This window comes from Nonomuraea jabiensis (assembly GCF_014204795.1).
GTDB classification, from domain to species: Bacteria; Actinomycetota; Actinomycetes; order Streptosporangiales; family Streptosporangiaceae; genus Nonomuraea; species Nonomuraea jabiensis.
In genome coordinates, this window is the sequence record NZ_JACHMB010000001.1 from 723,360 (window position 1) to 739,083 (window position 15,724).

18 protein-coding genes and 1 riboswitch are annotated in these 15,724 nt (G+C 69.6%); of the genes, 4 read left to right on the forward strand and 14 right to left on the reverse strand.

All coding sequences use genetic code 11. The annotated features are described in order from the left end of the window. Window positions 1-32: 32 nt before the first annotated feature. From HD596_RS03185 to HD596_RS03220, 8 genes are all read right to left on the reverse strand, one after another. Window positions 33-605, reverse strand: a complete 573-nt coding sequence (locus HD596_RS03185; RefSeq protein ID WP_185067794.1) for a superoxide dismutase family protein — start codon at window positions 603-605, stop codon at window positions 33-35. Window positions 606-700: 95 nt separating this feature from the next. Next, window positions 701-961, reverse strand: a complete 261-nt coding sequence (locus HD596_RS03190) for a 4a-hydroxytetrahydrobiopterin dehydratase (RefSeq protein ID WP_185067795.1) — start codon at window positions 959-961, stop codon at window positions 701-703. A gap of 9 nt (window positions 962-970) precedes the next feature. Beyond that, a complete protein-coding gene (locus HD596_RS03195; protein WP_185067796.1) occupies window positions 971-1,816 on the reverse strand; it encodes a carbohydrate ABC transporter permease in 846 nt (281 codons plus the stop codon). Further along, complete coding sequence (locus tag HD596_RS03200; protein ID WP_185067797.1) at window positions 1,817-2,731, reverse strand: carbohydrate ABC transporter permease; 915 nt, start codon at window positions 2,729-2,731, stop codon at window positions 1,817-1,819. A gap of 4 nt (window positions 2,732-2,735) precedes the next feature. Next, window positions 2,736-4,175, reverse strand: coding sequence for an N-acetylglucosamine/diacetylchitobiose ABC transporter substrate-binding protein (gene ngcE / locus HD596_RS03205; protein WP_185067798.1), 1,440 nt, complete (start codon window positions 4,173-4,175; stop codon window positions 2,736-2,738). A gap of 162 nt (window positions 4,176-4,337) precedes the next feature. Then, on the reverse strand, window positions 4,338-5,255 hold the full coding sequence (locus HD596_RS03210) for a hypothetical protein (protein ID WP_185067799.1): 918 nt from the start codon (window positions 5,253-5,255) through the stop codon (window positions 4,338-4,340). Continuing rightward, window positions 5,252-5,794 (reverse strand): RNA polymerase sigma factor, encoded by a 543-nt coding sequence (locus tag HD596_RS03215; RefSeq protein WP_185067800.1) that lies wholly within the window; start codon window positions 5,792-5,794, stop codon window positions 5,252-5,254. The genes HD596_RS03210 and HD596_RS03215 overlap by 4 nt, the downstream gene beginning before the upstream one ends. Before the next feature lie 412 nt (window positions 5,795-6,206). Continuing rightward, the gene (locus HD596_RS03220; protein ID WP_313042501.1) at window positions 6,207-6,515 is read right to left on the reverse strand and encodes a winged helix-turn-helix transcriptional regulator; all 309 of its coding nucleotides are present in this window, start codon (window positions 6,513-6,515) and stop codon (window positions 6,207-6,209) included. 96 nt (window positions 6,516-6,611) lie between these two features. Here HD596_RS03220 and HD596_RS03225 point away from each other — a divergent pair, with 96 nt between their 5' ends. After that, window positions 6,612-7,214, forward strand: coding sequence for an NAD(P)-dependent oxidoreductase (locus HD596_RS03225; RefSeq protein WP_185067802.1), 603 nt, complete (start codon window positions 6,612-6,614; stop codon window positions 7,212-7,214). 8 nt (window positions 7,215-7,222) lie between these two features. Here HD596_RS03225 and HD596_RS03230 read toward each other — a convergent pair whose 3' ends face one another. Next, window positions 7,223-8,434, reverse strand: coding sequence for a DUF4032 domain-containing protein (locus tag HD596_RS03230; protein WP_185067803.1), 1,212 nt, complete (start codon window positions 8,432-8,434; stop codon window positions 7,223-7,225). Between the two features lie 22 nt (window positions 8,435-8,456). Here HD596_RS03230 and HD596_RS03235 point away from each other — a divergent pair, with 22 nt between their 5' ends. Continuing rightward, window positions 8,457-10,025: a DUF885 domain-containing protein gene (locus HD596_RS03235; RefSeq protein WP_313042507.1), complete on the forward strand. Its 1,569-nt coding sequence runs from the start codon at window positions 8,457-8,459 to the stop codon at window positions 10,023-10,025. On the opposite strand, the gene HD596_RS03240 is transcribed toward HD596_RS03235, so the two are convergent. Then, window positions 10,020-10,655, reverse strand: coding sequence for a class II aldolase/adducin family protein (locus tag HD596_RS03240; RefSeq protein ID WP_185067805.1), 636 nt, complete (start codon window positions 10,653-10,655; stop codon window positions 10,020-10,022). The two genes, HD596_RS03235 and HD596_RS03240, sit on opposite strands and share 6 nt — an antisense overlap. A 43-nt stretch (window positions 10,656-10,698) precedes the next feature. Next, window positions 10,699-11,283, reverse strand: coding sequence for a TetR/AcrR family transcriptional regulator (locus HD596_RS03245; protein WP_185067806.1), 585 nt, complete (start codon window positions 11,281-11,283; stop codon window positions 10,699-10,701). A gap of 46 nt (window positions 11,284-11,329) precedes the next feature. Here HD596_RS03245 and HD596_RS03250 point away from each other — a divergent pair, with 46 nt between their 5' ends. Beyond that, window positions 11,330-12,247 carry a carbohydrate kinase family protein gene (locus HD596_RS03250; RefSeq protein ID WP_185067807.1) on the forward strand — a complete coding sequence of 306 codons (918 nt, stop codon included), beginning with the start codon at window positions 11,330-11,332 and terminating at the stop codon, window positions 12,245-12,247. After that, a complete protein-coding gene (locus tag HD596_RS03255; RefSeq protein ID WP_185067808.1) occupies window positions 12,244-13,458 on the forward strand; it encodes an aminotransferase class III-fold pyridoxal phosphate-dependent enzyme in 1,215 nt (404 codons plus the stop codon). Before HD596_RS03250 ends, HD596_RS03255 begins: the two co-directional genes overlap by 4 nt. Here the strand turns inward: HD596_RS03255 and HD596_RS03260 are convergent. The 3 genes from HD596_RS03260 to HD596_RS03270 form a co-directional block, all read right to left on the reverse strand. Further along, on the reverse strand, window positions 13,455-14,300 hold the full coding sequence (locus HD596_RS03260) for an alpha/beta fold hydrolase (protein ID WP_185067809.1): 846 nt from the start codon (window positions 14,298-14,300) through the stop codon (window positions 13,455-13,457). The two genes, HD596_RS03255 and HD596_RS03260, sit on opposite strands and share 4 nt — an antisense overlap. Before the next feature lie 38 nt (window positions 14,301-14,338). Beyond that, complete coding sequence (locus HD596_RS65540) at window positions 14,339-15,031, reverse strand: hypothetical protein (RefSeq protein WP_376775818.1); 693 nt, start codon at window positions 15,029-15,031, stop codon at window positions 14,339-14,341. A gap of 187 nt (window positions 15,032-15,218) precedes the next feature. Beyond that, a riboswitch (cyclic di-AMP (ydaO/yuaA leader) is annotated at window positions 15,219-15,354 on the reverse strand. Window positions 15,355-15,520: 166 nt separating this feature from the next. Beyond that, window positions 15,521-15,721 (reverse strand): DUF5302 domain-containing protein, encoded by a 201-nt coding sequence (locus HD596_RS03270; RefSeq protein WP_221519159.1) that lies wholly within the window; start codon window positions 15,719-15,721, stop codon window positions 15,521-15,523. Between the last annotated feature and the right edge of the window lie 3 nt (window positions 15,722-15,724).

Here is a 15,724-nt window from a genome sequence, read left to right on the forward strand (position 1 = left end):
AATTGTGTAATTATGCCTGTGGCTGGGCGCGGTTACGACACCTTTTTCAGGGTCAGGCAGGCCACGCGGTCGCCCGCCGTACCCACCTCCGGGCCCGAGGTCTTGGTGGCCTTGGCGTGGATGACGAGCGAGCCGGGCAGCTTGGCCGGGTCGAGGACCCAGTCGTTGCGGGCGGACGAGCGGCCCGCGCCCTCCGCGTTGGTGGTGAAGTCGAGCCAGACCTCGCTGGCCGGGCTGATCTCGCCGGCCTTGTGCTGGTAGTGCGGCCCCGCCTCGTCGGGCTTCTTCCCGCAGGGCTTGACGTGCAGGTGGGCGCCGTAGCGGCGGTTGGGGAGCAGGCCCTCGACGACGAGGCTGGTGCGGGTCTGGCCGGCGGCCGACTCGACGTGGGCGCTGCCCTGGGCCCCCTTCGGGACCAGCTTGCGGTCGTAGACGATGGCGGCGGTGTCGGAGGCGGTGAACTCCCCCTCGCCGGACAGCCTGATCGCCGCGCTCGTGGCCCCCTCGCTGGGGCCCTCGCTGGGCCCCATGGCCTGCTGGAGCGGGGCGGGCGGGCCCGCGCAGGAGGCGGTGAGCATGATGAACAGGAGTGCGGGCACGCGCATGAGACCCTCCATGGTTCGAGCCCCTTCGGCAGGAGGGCTCCGGGAGGGCACCCACTCTAACGAGTAACCGAGCCGCTACGGTGGGTATTCGGCGGTCAGGCGCCGTGTTTTGCCGCGATGTCGTCGATGACGGCCGCCAGGGTGAAGTCGAGGTCGGTGAGCCCGCCCGCGTCGTGGGTGGTGAGGACCAGGTGGAGCGTACGCCAGCGGATGTCGATGTCGGGGTGGTGGTTGAGCTCCTCGGCCTTCACCGCGATCTCGTCGACGATGCGGATGGCCGTGGGGAAGTCGGGCGCCTCGATCGTGCGCCGGATCTCGTCGCCCTCGCGCCGCCATTCGGGCAGGTTCTCGCTCATGGTGCCACGCTACTTCAGCGCCCCCGAGCCGAGCCCGGACTGGATCTGGCGTTGGAAGATGATGTAGACGACCATGACCGGCAGGATGGTCATGCTCAGCGCGGCGAACAGGCCCGGCCAGTCCGCCTCGTATCCGGCCAGGGTGGAGATCTTGGCGATGCCCTGGGTGAGCACCCATTTGTCCGGGTCACCGGCCAGGAGCACGAGGGGCAGCAGATACTGGTTCCACTGGCCGAGGACGTTGAAGATGGTGATGCTGATCAGGCCGGGCCGGGCCATGGGCACCATGATCTGGAAGAACGTCCGGGTGTGCGAGGCGCCGTCGATCATGGCGGCCTCGGCGACGGTCTCCGGCAGCGTCCGGAAGAACGCCGCCAGGAAGAAGACGGTGAAGGGCAGCGAATAGGCGATGTAAACGAGAACGAGCCCGAAGTGGGAGTTCAGCAGGCCGAACTGCTTGACGACGAAGAACAGCGGCCCCAGGGCCAGGAACACTGGGAACGCCAGCCCGGCCACGAAGTAGTAGTAGATCAGCTTGTTGCCGATGAACGTGTAGCGGGCCAGCACGTACGCCGCCATCGACCCGAACAACATCGTGCCCGCCGTGCCGAAGAAGACGACGACCACGGTGTTGAGCATGTACTGCCCGATGTGCGCCTTGTCCCAGGCCCGGCCCCACGAGTCCAGTCGCAGCGCCCCCGGGAGTTGCAGCGGGTCGCCGAAGATCTCGGTGTTGTTCTTGAACGACGCCAGGAACGTCCACAGCAGCGGCAGGATGATCAGCAACGCCCAGACGGCCAGCGCCACGTGTGAGAGCCCGTTGAGCACGCCGGGCCTCGGCCGGTTTCTGGCCATCTAGAGCTCAACCCTTTCACGCCTGGTCGTCCGCAGCGTCAGCACGGCGAAGGTCACGGTGAGGAAGAACAGCGCCACGCCCATCGCGGAGGCGTATCCGACCTTGTTGTAGGCGAAGGCCGTTTTGTAGATGGTGACCGGGAGAATGGTCGTGGCGCCGTCCGGCTCGCCTTTGTCGCCGGCCAGCACCTGCACCAGCGCGAATGCGTCGAAGGCCGCGATCCCCAGGTAGATCCAGCCGACCTGGATGGTGTCGCGCAGCAGCGGCAGCGTTATCGAGAAGAACAGCCGGACGCGCCCGGCGCCGTCCAGCGCGGCGGCCTCGAAATAGTCCTTGGGAATGGCCGCCATGCCCGCCGAGAACAGCACCACGTAAAAGCCGACGCCCTGCCAGACCATCACCGCGATGATCGACCAGAGGGCCAGGCTCGGCTCGGTGAGCCAGCCGACGGGCTCGGCGCCGAACCTGGCCAGCACGCCGTTGATGACGCCGTCCGCGTCGGGGCGGTAGACCGCCTGGAAGAGCACGCCGACCACGGCGACGGCCAGGACCTGGGGGAAGAAGAACACCACCCGGTAGAACTTCGACCCCCAGACCCCTCTCATGCCCGCGCCGCTCGTGCCGCCGCCCAGGTTCAGCAGGAACGACAGGAACAGCGCGATGACGATCGTCGTGATCGGCAGCACGATCAGCATGATCCCGTGGTTGCGCAGGGCCTGCCAGAACACCTCGTCGTCGAGCAGCCGGCCGAAGTTGTCCAGCCCCACGTACCGCACGACCGAGCTGTATCCGTTCCAGCTCGTCAGGGAGAGCTGGAACGCCTGGACGTAAGGGCTGATGACGAAGACCGTATAGAGCACCAGGGGGACGGCGAGGAATCCGGCGACGAACCCGTACTTGCGCAGCCGCTCCATCTGCTCACTGGCTCCGCGTCTGCTTGGCGACCGCGTCGTCCTTCTTGATCTCGTCGGCCTTCTTCTGCATGTTCGCGCAGAACTTCTCCGGGGTGATGCGCCCGGCCATGACCACGTTGATCTGCTGGGTGCCGTAGTCGAACAGCTCCTTGTACCAGCCCTCGAAACGCGCGTCGGTGATGATGTTCTGACCGGCCGCGTCCTGGGCCTTGGCGGCGCTCATCAGTCCGGCGGGCAGGTCGAGTCCGGCGGCGGCGCCGTTCACCACGGTGAGGTTCTCGGTCTTCTCCGTGAATCCGCGCGCGCCGTCCTTGGACAGCATGATGCGCAGGTATTCGAGGCCGCCCTGGGGGTTCTTGCCCTTGGCGGCGACGACGAAGTTCTCGCCGACGCCGACCTGGATGGCGCCGTACGGCATCTTGTCGGCGGTGGTGACGTCGGGGATGGGGGCGATGGCGTATTCGAAGTCGTCGGGCTTGTCCTTGGCCATCTCGTTCTCGACCCAGGAGCCGACGGGGTAGAAGAGCAGCTTGTTCTGGAGCTGCTTGACCTGGGTCTGGGTGTGGTCGAGGCCGAAGTACGCTTTGTCGCCATATTTCGCCTGGATGTCCACCCAGGCCGTGACCGCCTGCTTCATCGGCTCGGCGTTCCAGGCGTTGTCGACCAGGTTGTCGATGTCGATGATGACCTGGTTCCCACCGATCTTGGCGGCCGTGTAGAGGACGTTCCAGAGCTGGTAGTACGGGCCCTTCTGTCCCGGGTACGCGAAGAGCAGGATGCCCTCCTGCTTGGCCGTGTCCCCCAGCGCCGTGAACTCGGCCCACGTCCTCGGCAGCGACCAGCCCTTGGAGGCGAACAGCTTGGCGTTGTACCAGAGCGCGCGGTGGGAGACGGTGTAGTTGAGGACGAGGTCCTTGCCGTTGATCTTGGCGTTGTCGATCACGGCGGGGGTGACGGTGTCGCGGATCTTCTTGGCCGGGTCGTCGATCGACGGGGCGTCGAAGAGCACGGTCAGGTCGGCGAGGTGGTTCTCGGCGGCCAGCGCGGCCAGGTCCATCGAGTCGGGGCCGGAGTTGTTGAGCACGTCGGGGACGTCGCCGGCGGCGAAGCGCGGGCGTAACTGGGTGCCGATCTGCTGGGTGGCGTTGTGCTTGACCGAGACGCCGGGGAACTCCTTCTTGTAGAGCTCCTCGTGCAGGTCCTTGGCGTACGCGTCGCCGTACCCGCCGCTGAAGATGACCACCTCCAGCGGCTTCTTGGGGTCGACGCCGAACGGGTTCTTGGTGTCGGCCGAGGCGGTGATGCTGGGGGCGGCCGAAGGCTCGCCGCCCGTGCCGGCCGTGGCGCAGGCGCTCAGGAGGCCCGCACCGGGGCCGGCGACGAACGCGGTCATACCGAGGCGGCGCAGCATCTGACGCCGGGTGATCTCGCCGGGATGGGTCATGGGGGCTCCTGAATTAGGAAAGTTTCCTAAACGTTTGCCCGAACGTACGAACGGCCGCCGACACGCGTCAAGGGGGCGCAATCGAGACGTGACCTTGCCGTGATCGCCTCGCCTGAACAGATGCCAGCATCGTGCACGAGGACGCGAACGGCAAGACCAGCCTCAGTCCTTCCACCAGTCGGAAATTTCCAGCGGGGCGCCCTTGGGCAGCGAGTTCAGCGGCACCCCGGGACCGGCTTCGACCGTCAGCTGGACGGCGTCGGACGCGGTCTTCATGGCAAAGGCGACGGTCCAGTCGTCTTTGACGTACGCGTCGTCCACTTCGTACCCCTCGCCGACGCCCTCGGGACCGGTCGTCCACATCACCACGTACGTGATCTTCAGTCCGAGCCGTTCCATATCGGCCCTGACCTCGGCGACCCGCTTGCCGTGAGCTTCATAGCCGTCGACGTCCCCACCGTCGGAGGGCGGGGAGATCTGCCCTTGGGTGGCGTAGCGCTCCCCCGGCGCGGCCGGTCGGCCGATCCCGAAGATGATCTTTCCTTTGGAGTGAATGGGGATGGATACCGTGCCGCACCAGGCGGAAGCGCAGTCCTCCTTACGGCTGCTCGTCATGCCCAAACCAGGCGGGAACTCTCCGTCCACGATAGGGCCGACCAGCTCGCCCACGTCCTCCGGCGCCACCGGCGCCTTCTTCACCACGGCGTCCAGCCCGACGGCGCGGAACGCCTCCGTGAACTCCGCCGCTTCGGCCTCGGGGTCGTTGATCGCCACTTCCAGGTAGTCGTCGCCGGCCTTGACCGAGACGGCGGCGTTGGCGTACTCGGTGACGGGGCCGCCGAACGGCACGCCGACGGCGAGCACGACGGACGCGGCAACCGCCACCGTGGCCAGCCCGAGCCACCGCCCTCCGCGCGACGAGCGCCTGCGCGCCGGCACCCGCTCCTCGGCCATGATCGACTCCATCAGCGCCCGCGCCCCCGCGCCGGACGCCTGCCCCACCGGGTCCCCGGCCAGCTCCTCGTCCCGTACGCGGGCGAGCTCGGCGATGTTCACGGGCTGCTCCCTTCGGATGCTCACAGGCTGCTCCCTTCGATCGCGACGGCATTCGAGTACTCGACCCCGGCCTGGGCCAGGCCACGGGCGAAGCGTTTCCGGGCCCGGAAGAGCCTGACCCGCACGGCGTTCCGAGAGATGCCGAGGATCTTGGCGATCTGACCCGGGTCCAGCCGTTCCCACGCGACGAGAGCGAGCAACTCCCGGTCGTCCTCGGACAAAGCCCGGAACACCTTGCCCATCTGCGACAGGTCGTCGCCGGGCAGCTCGGCGACGAGCGGCGAGGCGGCCAGCTGCTCGCGCAGGGCGGCGGTGCGCTGCTCATGCCGCCGCTCACCGCGCCGCTGGTTGGCCAGCACCTTCCTGGCCACCCCGAAGAGCCACAACCTCGCCTCGTCGCCTTCGGGCACCTCCTCGATCCGGCGCCACGCGACCATGAACGTCTCGGCGACGACGTCGGCCGCGTCGTCGGGGTCCGGGCATCGGCGTAACGCGTATCCGAGCAGCTGGGGGTAGGCCGCTTCGTATATCGCCTCGAACCGGCTTTCGGGATCGACTCCCATCCGTTCTCCTCACTGTGGTTCACCACCACTCACCCCATGTCCGGAATCCCGCCCCCATTACCGACCATCCCGGGACGCACCCGAGCGACCCGACTCACGGGCGCGGCGATGAGTGGCGAGCCGGGCGGTGGGCGGCGGGCCGGGCCGGGGCGGCGGGCCGGGCCGGGGCGGTGGGCCGGGCCGGGGCGGCGAGCGGTGGCCGATGCGGTGAGCGGTGCGCGGCGGGCGATGCGGTGGTGAGACCCGGAGACGGCGGCGTAGCGCGCCCCCGAGCCCTCCCGGCGCCGGTGCGGGGCCTGGGGGGCGGGGCCTGGGGCGGGGCGGGGCGGCGATGAGATGCGAGAAGGGTGATGGGCGCACTCCGGAGCCCTCCGACGCCAGTGCAGGCGGTGATGAGGGGGTGGAGGGCAGGTTAGGTGGATTGGGTGCGGTGGGTGAGGATTTCGGTTACGTGGTTTTCGGCCCACGTCGCCACCGCCGAGATCGGCTCGTGCAGTGACCGCCCCAGTGCCGTCAGCTCGTACTCCACCCGCGGCGGCACCTCCGCGAACACCTCCCGCGTCACCAGCCCGTCCGTCTCCATGGCCCGCAACGTCTGCGTCAGCACCTTCGGCGTGACCCCGCCGATCCGCCCCCGGAGGGCGGTGAAGCGCATGGGGCCGTGGGCGAGGCTGAGGAGCACCAGCACCGACCATTTGTCCCCGATCCGATCCAGAACCACCCGGGTCGGGCAATTAGGGTCGAAGACATCGCCAGTATCCATAAGGTACTTATAGCACGATGAAGTAACCAGTATCCGATGGATACTCTGGCGCACATGAAGATCCTGCTCTTTGGCGCGACCGGCATGATCGGCCAGCGCATAGCCGCCGAACTCACCCATCGCGGTCACGAGGTGACCGCCGTCAGCCGCAAGGGCCCCGTCAAAGGTGACGTCCACGACGCCGCCACCCTGTCCAAGGACTACGACGCCGTCGTCTCCGCCATCGCCCCGCCCCGCGACGGCACCGAGCCCGAGCCGCCCTTCCTGGACGCCAACCGCGCGCTCATCGAGGGCGTGCGCGCCGCCGGTGTACGCAGGCTGATCGTCGTGGGCGGCGCCGGCAGCCTCCAGATCGCGCCGGGACAGGACCTGGTCGACACGCCCGACTTCCCGGAGCTCTACAAAAAGGAGTCCAAGGCCCAGAGGTCGGCCCTCGGCCTCTACCGGGAGGTCGAGGACCTGGACTGGACGTACATCTCCCCGGCCGCGGAGATCGCGCCGGGCGAGCGCACCGGCGTCTACCGCATCGGCGGCGACACGCTGCTGGCCGACTCCGAGGGCCGCAGCTTCATCTCGGCCGAGGACTACGCGGTCGCCGTCGCGGACGAGCTGGAGAACGGCGCCCACCCGCGCAAGCGCATCACGGTGGCCTACTGAGCCGAAACTTACCGGGCCGCCTCCTCCTCCGGGAGCAGCGCCTTCTCGTCGGGCTTGTGGACGAGCACGTTGTCCACGTACGACTTCACGGCCGCGGCCAGGCCCACGTCGGCGCCCGACTCCTCGGACAGGTACCAGCGGTGGTCGAGTATCTCGTGGAAGAGCTGCGCGGGCTCCAGCTTGCCGCGCAGCTCCGCCGGGATGGCGTCGACCGTCGGCTGGAAGATCTCCGCCAGCCACCGGTGCGCCACGATGGCCTCGTCCTCGTGCCGCAGGCCCTTGGCCACCCTGAACCCGTCGAGGTCGTTGAGCAGCCGCCGCGCCTGGTTCTCCTCCACGTCGAGCCCGGTCAGCCGGAGCAGCCGCCGCTGGTGGTGGCCGGCGTCCACGACCTTGGGCCGTACGATGAGCCGCCCGGTGCCGACCTTGCGCCGCACCATCATCTCGGCCACGTCGAAGCCGAGCAGGTTCAGGCGGCGGATCCGCTGCTCCACGCGGTGCCAGTCGACCTCCTCGATGATCTCGCTCTGGGTGATCTCGTCCCACAGGCGGTGGTAGCGGGTGACGATGTCCTCGGCGGTCTCCATGGGGTCGATGGACGGATGCAGCAGCCCGCCGGCCTCCAGGTCGAGCATCTCGCCGAAGATGTTCGTGTGCGCGGTGTCGATGTCGGCCAGCCGCTGCCCCTCGCTGATCATGGGGTGCATCTCGCCGGTCTCGGCGTCCACCAGGTACGCGGCAAAGGCCCCGGCGTCCCTGCGGAAGAGCGTGTTGGACAGCGAGCAGTCGCCCCAGTAGAACCCGTTCAGGTGCAGCCGCACTAAAAGCACGGCCAGCGCGTCCAGCAGGCGGGTGAGCGTGTCGGGCCGCAGCGTGCCCGACATGACGGCGCGGTACGGCAGCGAGAACTGCAGGTGCCGGGTGATCAGCGCCGCGTCCAGCCCTTCCTCGCGGCCGGTGACGTAGGCGACGGGCTCCACGGCGGGCGCGTCGAGGCGGGCCAGGTCCCACAGCAGCTGGTATTCGCGCTTGGCGTACCGTTCGCTGATCTCCTTGATCGCGTACACCTTGCCGGACAGCCGGGCGAACCGCACCACGTGCCGTGAAATGCCGCGCGGCAGATCGACGAGATGGTACTGCGGCCAGTCTTGGAGGGGGACCTCCCAGGGGAGGCGGATCAGGTCAGGGTCGCCTAGCGCGCCAGTGATCTGCAGGGGCATTTCCACAGGATATGGTGCATCGGTGGACGAGTTTCTCAAGTGGTACTTTTCCGACCGTCCCGTCCTGGCCAGCTCATTGGGGGCCGACGGTTACGATCACACCCTCGGCGACTTCACCGCCTCCGCCTGGACCGCCCGCGAGCGGGAAGAGGCCCGCTGGCTCGACCGCCTCTCCTCCCTCCAGACCGCCACCGTCGACGACGCCATCGACAGAGACCTGGTCCTCTCCCAGCTGAGAGGCTCGATCGCGCTCGCCTCCTGGCCCGAGTGGCGGCGCGACCCGGCCGTCTACCTGTCCGCGATCTTCGCCTCCATGTACACGCCGTTCCAGCGGCGCCTCAAGCCGGAGCCCGAGCTGGTGTCCTCGGCCGTCTCCCGGCTGGCCGAGGTGCCCGGCGTGCTGGCCGCCTGCCGCGCCAACCTCGACCCCGAGCTGGCCGCCCCGCTGCTGGTCAAGCGCGGGCTCGGCCAGGCCCGCACCGGCCGCAACTTCCTCACCCGTACGATCCCCTCCATGGTCGAGGACCCCGGCCTGGCCGCGAAGCTGGCCGAGGCCGCCGAACCGGCCGCGCGGGCGTTCGACGAGCTGGTCGCCTTCCTCGAGGGCTTCGAGTGCGGCGGCACCTGGCGGATGGGCGAGAAGCTCTACTCCACCCTGCTGCGCGAACGCGAGATGCTCGGCTACGGCGCCGCCGAGCTGCACGAGAAGGGCAAGATCGCCTGGGCCGAGCTGGACGCGCGGATGCGCCAGGTGGCGCTGCGGGTCAACGGCGGCGAGGACTGGCGGGCGGCGATGGAGTTCCTCATGGACGACCATCCGCCGACCCTGGCCGACATGCGGGCCGAGTACGCGGCCGAGACCCAGCGGGCCAGGGAGTTCGTGCGGGAGCGGGACCTGGTCACGTTCGCCGACGGCGAGGAGTGCGACGTGCTCCCGTCCGCCGAGTACACCCGTCCGGTCCTGTCCGTCGCCCACTACCTGGCGCCGCCCCCGCTGAGCGCCTCGCGCAGGGGCGTCTTCTTCGTCCCCTACACGCCCGACGACTTCACCCCCGAGCAGGTACGCCAGCGGCTGCGGACGAACTCGCGGGCCCAGATGCCCTCGATCTCCGTGCACGAGGCCTACCCGGGGCATCACTGGCACCTGTCGTACATGGCGGGCAATCCCCGTACCGTCAGGAAGGTCTTCCGCACCCCGTACTTCACCGAGGGCTGGGCCCTGTACGTGGAGAAGCTCCTGCACGAGCAGGGCTACTTCGACACCCCCGCCACCGAGCTGGCCCACCTGGACTGCCGGATCTTCCGCGCCGCCCGGATCGTCGTGGACACCGCGCTGCACTGCGAGGACATGTCGATCGAGGAGGCGGAGACGTTCATGGCGACCAGGGCGTCGCTGTCGCCGGGCACCGCTCAGGGCGAGGTGAACCGCTACTGCGCGTGGCCCACGCAGGCGCCCTCCTACCTCACGGGCGCGATCGAGATCGACCGCATCCGGGAGTCGTTCCAGGGGTCGCTGAAGGAGTTCCACGACCGGATCGCCGGGTCGGGCGGGCTGCCTCTGGGCCTGGCGGAGCAGGCCGCGCTCTCATAGGCGACGCGGGAACGTCGGGGGGTTCAGCGCGCGCTCGATCACCGCGTTGAGCTGCTCGTCCGTGAGGACGGCCGGCTTGCCCACGCTGAGCCCCCGGACGTACACCTCGCACAACCACTCCAGCAGCCGGGTGGCCTCGAACGCCTCCTCCAGCGTCGTCCCGACGGTCACCCCGCCGTGGTTGGCCATCAGGGCGGCCTTCTTGCCCTCCATCGCCGCCCGGACGTTGGCGGCCAGCTCGGGCGTGCCGTACGTGGCATACTCGGCCACCTTGACCACGCCGCCGAGCAGCAGCGCGTTGTAGTGCACCGGCGGCAGCTCGGTCATCGTGGTGGCCACGATCGTGCCGAACACCGAGTGCGTGTGCACGATGGCCCGGGCGTCCGTGGTCGCGTAGACGGCCAGGTGCATGGGGGTCTCGCTGGACGGCTGCAGGTCGCCCTCGACGAGGTAGCCCTCGACGTCCACGACCGGGCACATCTCCGGGGTCAGCCGGTCGAGCGCCGCCCCCGAGGGGGTGACCGCGACCAGATCCCCCTCGCGCACGCTCAGGTTGCCGGACGTGCCGATGACCAGGCCGAGCTCGACCACGCGCCGGCCGTACTCGCACAACTGCTCGCGCAGGCTCATGCGTCGGCAATGTAGTCGGTCGTCCGAATTACGGCAATGGGGGTCACAGGCGATCGAGCGCCTGGAGCATGAGGCGCTCCACGTCGACGCGCCTGAGGCGGCCCGGGTAGAGGAGCAGGTGCAGGCTGAGGCCGTCCACCAGGGCGAGCAGGTGCTCGGTCAGGTCGTCCAGGTTGTCGTCGGTGCGCAGCTCGCCCGCCGCCCGGGCCTGCGCCAGCAGGTCGCGTACGGCGGCGCGCAGCTCGTCCGCCTCCGTGCGCTGGACCTCGGCCAGGCGCTCCGAGGCCAGGCTGCGGCTCCAGAAGCTGACCTCCAGGCGCGACTCCTGGGTGCGCTCGGCGTCCAGCGGCAGGTTGTCCAGCAGCAGCTCGCGCAGCGCGGCCAGCCCGGTGGCGCCCTCGACCTTGCGGGTCAGCCGGTCGCGGATGCGCTGGTGCGACTGGCGCAGCGCCGACAGCAGGATCTCGTCCTTGTCGGCGAAATAGTGGGCGAGCACGCCGTTGGAGTATCCGGCCTCCTTGGCGATGGCCCGCGTGGTGGCGGCGTCGATGCCGTCCCTGACGATCACCCGGCGGGCGGCTGACAGGACCTCGCGCCGGCGCTCATCGTGATCGACGATCTTGGGCATCGGCTCCTCCATTGACTTTTTATTCGGACGTCTGTCTATTTAGACTATGACCGTCGCCACCGTCGGCGTCCACATCGTCGACATTCTCGCCAGGCCCATCGATCACATCCCCGAGGGCCAGGACACCGTACTGGTGGAGCAGATCCGCCTCACCGCCGCCGGCGCCGCCGCCGGGACCGCCGTCGACCTGGTCAAGCTGGGCAACTCCGTGATCACCATGGGCGCCGCCGGCGACGACGAGCTGGGCGACTTCCTGGTGGCGGTGCTCGCCAAGCGCGGTGTCGACGTCTCGCGCCTGGTGCGCAGGGCGGGCGAGCAGACGGCCGCCTCGATCCTGCCCATCAGGCCCGACGGCGGGCGGCCCAGCTTCCACGTGCCGGGGGCGAACCTCAGCGTGACGTACGCGGACCTCGACCCCGACGTGCTGCGCGGCGTGCGGGCGATCCACCTGGGCGGGATGGACGTCACCTTCGGCCTCGGCGACCCGGCGTTCTTCGCCCTCCTGGACGAGGTACGCGCGTCCGGCACCGTCATCACCATGGACCTCCTTTCGGAGATGCCCGACTTATTGGGAATGGCCCGCGCTTTCCTGCCGCACGTGGACTACGTGCTGCCGAACGAGGCGCAGGCCCTCCTCATGACCGGCGCCTCCGACGTCGGCGAGGCCGCCCGGGCCCTGCTGGCCGACGGGCCGCGCGGCGTGCTCGTCACGCTGGGGGCCGCGGGCAGCCTGGTGGTCACTCCGGAGGGCGCGGAGGCGGTGCCCGCGCTCAAGGTGGACGTCTCGGACACGACCGGCTGCGGGGACGCGTACTGCGCGGGGTTCCTGACGGGCCTGCTGCACGGGCAGGACGTGCTGACCGCGGCCCGCTGGGGCACGGCCGCCGCCGCCCGCGTCGCCACGGGGCTCGGCTCGGACGCCGGCCTCATCGATCTCGACTCGACTCTAAGGACTCTCGGATGACCGACGCAGAACTCCGCCGGCGCGCACTGAAGGTCGTCCCCGGCGGCATGTACGGCCACCTCAACGCCGCCCTCTTCGCCCCCGGCTTCCCGCAGTTCTTCGAACGCGGCGAGGGCTGCCGCCAATGGGACGTGGACGGGCGCGAGTACATCGACTTCATGTGCAGCTGGGGCCCGGTCGTGCTCGGCCACCGCCACCCGCGCGTGGAGGAGGCCGCCGCCCGGCAGGCCGCGCTCGGCGACTGCCTCAACGGCCCCGGCCCGATCATGGTGGAGCTGGCCGAACTGCTGGTGGACACCGTGCCCAGCGCCGACTGGGCCATGTTCTCCAAGAACGGCACCGACGCCACCACGCAGGCGCTCATGGTCGCCCGCGCCGCCACCGGGCGGACCAAGGTCCTGATGGCGCACGGCGCCTACCACGGGGCGGACCCCTGGTGCACGCCCTCCCTGGCGGGCACGACGCCCAACGAGCGGGCCGACCTGGTGGAGTTCACCTACAACTCGCTGGAGTCCCTGGAGGCCGCGGCGGCGACCGTGGAGGGCGACGTGGCGGCGATCATCGTGACGCCGTTCAAGCACGACTCGTTCGAGGACCAGGAGCTGGTGGAGCCCGCCTTCGCGCGGGGCGCCCGCGCCCTGGCCGACCGGCTCGGGGCCGCGCTGGTGATCGACGACGTGCGGGCCGGGTTCCGGGTCGACCTGCGGGGGTCCTGGGAGCCGTACGGGGTGCGGCCCGACCTGACCGCCTGGTCGAAGGCCATGGCGAACGGCTACCCGATCGCCGCCGTCACCGGCACGGACGCGCTGCGCGGACCGGCGCAGACGCTGTACTCGACGGGGTCGTTCTGGTTCTCGGCGGTCGCCATGGCGGCGGCCAAGGCGACCATCGAGACGCTGCGCGACACCGACGGCATCGGCGCCATGGAGCGCGCGGGCACGCAGCTCCGCGAGGGGCTCTACGCGCAGGCCAAGTCCCACGGGTTCGTGGTGAACCAGACGGGGCCGGTCACGATCCCGTGGCTCAGCTTCGACGGGGACGCCGATCTCTCCGTCGCGATGTGGTGGAGCGACGCCTGCCTGCGGCACGGGGTCTACCTGCACCCGTGGCACAACTGGTTCATGTCGGCCGCGCACACGGAGGCCGACGTGGCCAGGGCGCTGGAGGGCACGGACCAGGCGTTCGCGGAGACCCGTGCCCACTTCGGCTAGGCGGCGGTGAGCTTGCTGATCTCGGCCACGACGGACGGCCAGAGCGCGCGCGGCAGGTCGTGGCCCATGCCCGGGTAGGTCACCAGGCGGGCGCCCGGGACGGCCGCGGCCGTGGCGTGGCCGCCCGCGACCGGGACGAGCGGGTCCGCCTCCCCGTGCAGCACCAGCGTGGGCACCCGCACCCCGGCGAGCCCGGCCGTGCGGTCGCCCGAGGCCATGATGGCGGCGAGCTGCCGTGCCGTCCCGCCGGGGTCGAAGCAGCGGTCGAACGCGAGTCCGGCCAGCGTGGTGATCCGCTCGCGGTCCAGCTCGTATCCGGGCGAGCCGATGACCGACCAGGTCCGCACCGCCTGGGCCAGGACCGCTTCGCGGTCGGAGGGAGGCGCGGCCATGAGGGCGGCGAGCGCGGCCTCGGTGGGCGGGGCCGCCGAGGGGCCGGGGGTGGACATGATCGAGGTCAGGGTCAGCACCCGGTCCGGGTGGCGGATGGCCAGCGCCTGGGCGATCATGCCGCCCATCGACGCCCCGACCACGTGGGCGGCCGGCCAGCCCAGCGCGTCCATGAGTCCCGCCGAGTCGTCGGCCAGGTCGTCCAGCAGATACGGCGAGGGCGCCCCCATCGCGGGAACGCCCTTGTCGTGGAAGTGGGTGGACAGGCCGGCGTCGCGGTTGTCGAACCGTACGACGTGGTGTCCCTGGTCCGCCAGCAGCTCGCAGAGCCCTTCATCCCAGTGGATGAGTTGCGCGCCGAGCCCCATGATGAGGAGCAGGGGGCGCCCCTCGTGCGAGCCGAAGCTCTCGTAGGCGATATCGATGCCGTTCGCGGCTACGCGGGTGGTCACGTGGACCAGAATGACATTCTGGTCCAGGTCCGTAAAGTTCAGCCCTTGAGGAGATTGCGAACGCGGTCGCTCGCGAGCGCCACGCCGCCGCCCACCGCGGCCACGGCGCTGGCCACGACGGCGCCCGTGCCGTCGCTCCACTCCCCGGTCTCGCGCGCCCGCGGCACGGCCGCGCCGGCGGCCGCCGGGGGCTCGGCCGGGTTGTCGTCGCGCTCGGACCAGGCGCCGGTCGAGAACGGGACCGGGTGGTTCTTCTTGCCGGGACCGGGGCCCCACTTGGTGATGACGTAGTCGACCTTGATGTGGCCCTGGCCGCCGATGCCGTCGACGCCGAGCGTGTCCATGTTGAACGTGCCGCCGGTCAGCTCCGCGAACGTCTTGCCGTCGAGGTCCAGCATGACCCCGTTGTTGGAGGGCACGCCCGGGCCGCGGTCGCCGACGAAGAAGGGCAGCTTCTTGCCGTCGTGGATCACGTAGCCCTCGGTCATGAGCGGCCAGCTCGGGCTGGCGGCCAGGCCTTTCTGCATGGGCTTGCCGCTGGCGGGCAGACCGGTGTCGCCGGCGCGGCCGGAGGCGTCGTCCCAGAAGTACGAAGCGGTGGTCGAGCCCTTGAGCAGGACCTTCTCCTCCGTGTTGGGGTCGGCGTGGGCCGCGGTGCCGGCGATCGTGAGCGCGCCGACGGTGGAGGCAGTGAGCAGAGCGAGGGTACGCAGGCCAGAACGTGCAGACATGAAAAGTACAGTCCTTCGCGAGGGGGCAGGGAGATTGCGCTCGCTTGAAAAAGGGCGTAGCAGGGGAAAGCACCTGACAGGGGGAAGAGCTACGCGGAGCGCGAAACGAGCCTGGAGAAGGGACCGCTCAGAGGGCGGCCGTCATCACGTTGTATGGGTGTTCTACGTGATCATTCAAGTTCCGCATGTGTCCTCTCCATCTCGCCTACCGGGTTAGCTGACGGGTTCGGGCGGTGGAGTTGCCCTACCGACACGAGGTCGGATTCACCCCAGGGAGGTGGGTCCCCGGCTCCCGAGTGATCGGGATTAGGCGCCAGCCGGCTGGTCCCCTTGTGTGGTCCACGCCACCGGCTGGTAAGTGGGCATCACTCTAACCACGTATTCCGGACAAACACAAACAGTTCGTCATGAATCGGTGTAAAGATCTACCTGCCCCCGGCATAGAGAAAGGGGGCACGGCATTGCCGTACCCCCTGGAAATTACCGGCCTCAGCCGCCGCTCTTGCGCCTGAACGATCTTTTACTCGCAGCCGGACCATGCGTCCCGTGGATCTTCGATGGGTCGCCGCCCTTGCCACCCGCGCCTGAGCCCGCGTGCTGGCCGCGCTTGCGTTCCAGCGCCTCGCGGAACTTGCGCTTCATCTCGTCCTCGGGAGTCTCGCTGACTTCCGGCTCCGGTGTTTCCGCCATGAG

Bases quoted from the DNA above. Each gene is read 5' to 3' on its own strand.
- HD596_RS03240 (WP_185067805.1), bottom strand. From the start codon at position 10,655: ATGAGCCTGCGCGAGCAGTTGTGCGAGTACGGCCGGCGCGTGGTCGAG.
- HD596_RS03215 (WP_185067800.1), bottom strand. From the start codon at position 5,794: ATGGGAGTCGATCCCGAAAGCCGGTTCGAGGCGATATACGAAGCGGCC.
- HD596_RS03225 (WP_185067802.1), top strand. From the start codon at position 6,612: ATGAAGATCCTGCTCTTTGGCGCGACCGGCATGATCGGCCAGCGCATA.
- HD596_RS03185 (WP_185067794.1), bottom strand. From the start codon at position 605: ATGCGCGTGCCCGCACTCCTGTTCATCATGCTCACCGCCTCCTGCGCG.
- HD596_RS03195 (WP_185067796.1), bottom strand. From the start codon at position 1,816: ATGGCCAGAAACCGGCCGAGGCCCGGCGTGCTCAACGGGCTCTCACAC.
- HD596_RS03245 (WP_185067806.1), bottom strand. From the start codon at position 11,283: ATGCCCAAGATCGTCGATCACGATGAGCGCCGGCGCGAGGTCCTGTCA.
- HD596_RS03200 (WP_185067797.1), bottom strand. From the start codon at position 2,731: ATGGAGCGGCTGCGCAAGTACGGGTTCGTCGCCGGATTCCTCGCCGTC.
- HD596_RS03230 (WP_185067803.1), bottom strand. From the start codon at position 8,434: ATGCCCCTGCAGATCACTGGCGCGCTAGGCGACCCTGACCTGATCCGC.
- HD596_RS03255 (WP_185067808.1), top strand. From the start codon at position 12,244: ATGACCGACGCAGAACTCCGCCGGCGCGCACTGAAGGTCGTCCCCGGC.
- HD596_RS03190 (WP_185067795.1), bottom strand. From the start codon at position 961: ATGAGCGAGAACCTGCCCGAATGGCGGCGCGAGGGCGACGAGATCCGG.
- HD596_RS03250 (WP_185067807.1), top strand. From the start codon at position 11,330: ATGACCGTCGCCACCGTCGGCGTCCACATCGTCGACATTCTCGCCAGG.
- HD596_RS65540 (WP_376775818.1), bottom strand. From the start codon at position 15,031: ATGTCTGCACGTTCTGGCCTGCGTACCCTCGCTCTGCTCACTGCCTCC.
- HD596_RS03270 (WP_221519159.1), bottom strand. From the start codon at position 15,721: ATGGCGGAAACACCGGAGCCGGAAGTCAGCGAGACTCCCGAGGACGAG.
- ngcE (WP_185067798.1), bottom strand. From the start codon at position 4,175: ATGACCCATCCCGGCGAGATCACCCGGCGTCAGATGCTGCGCCGCCTC.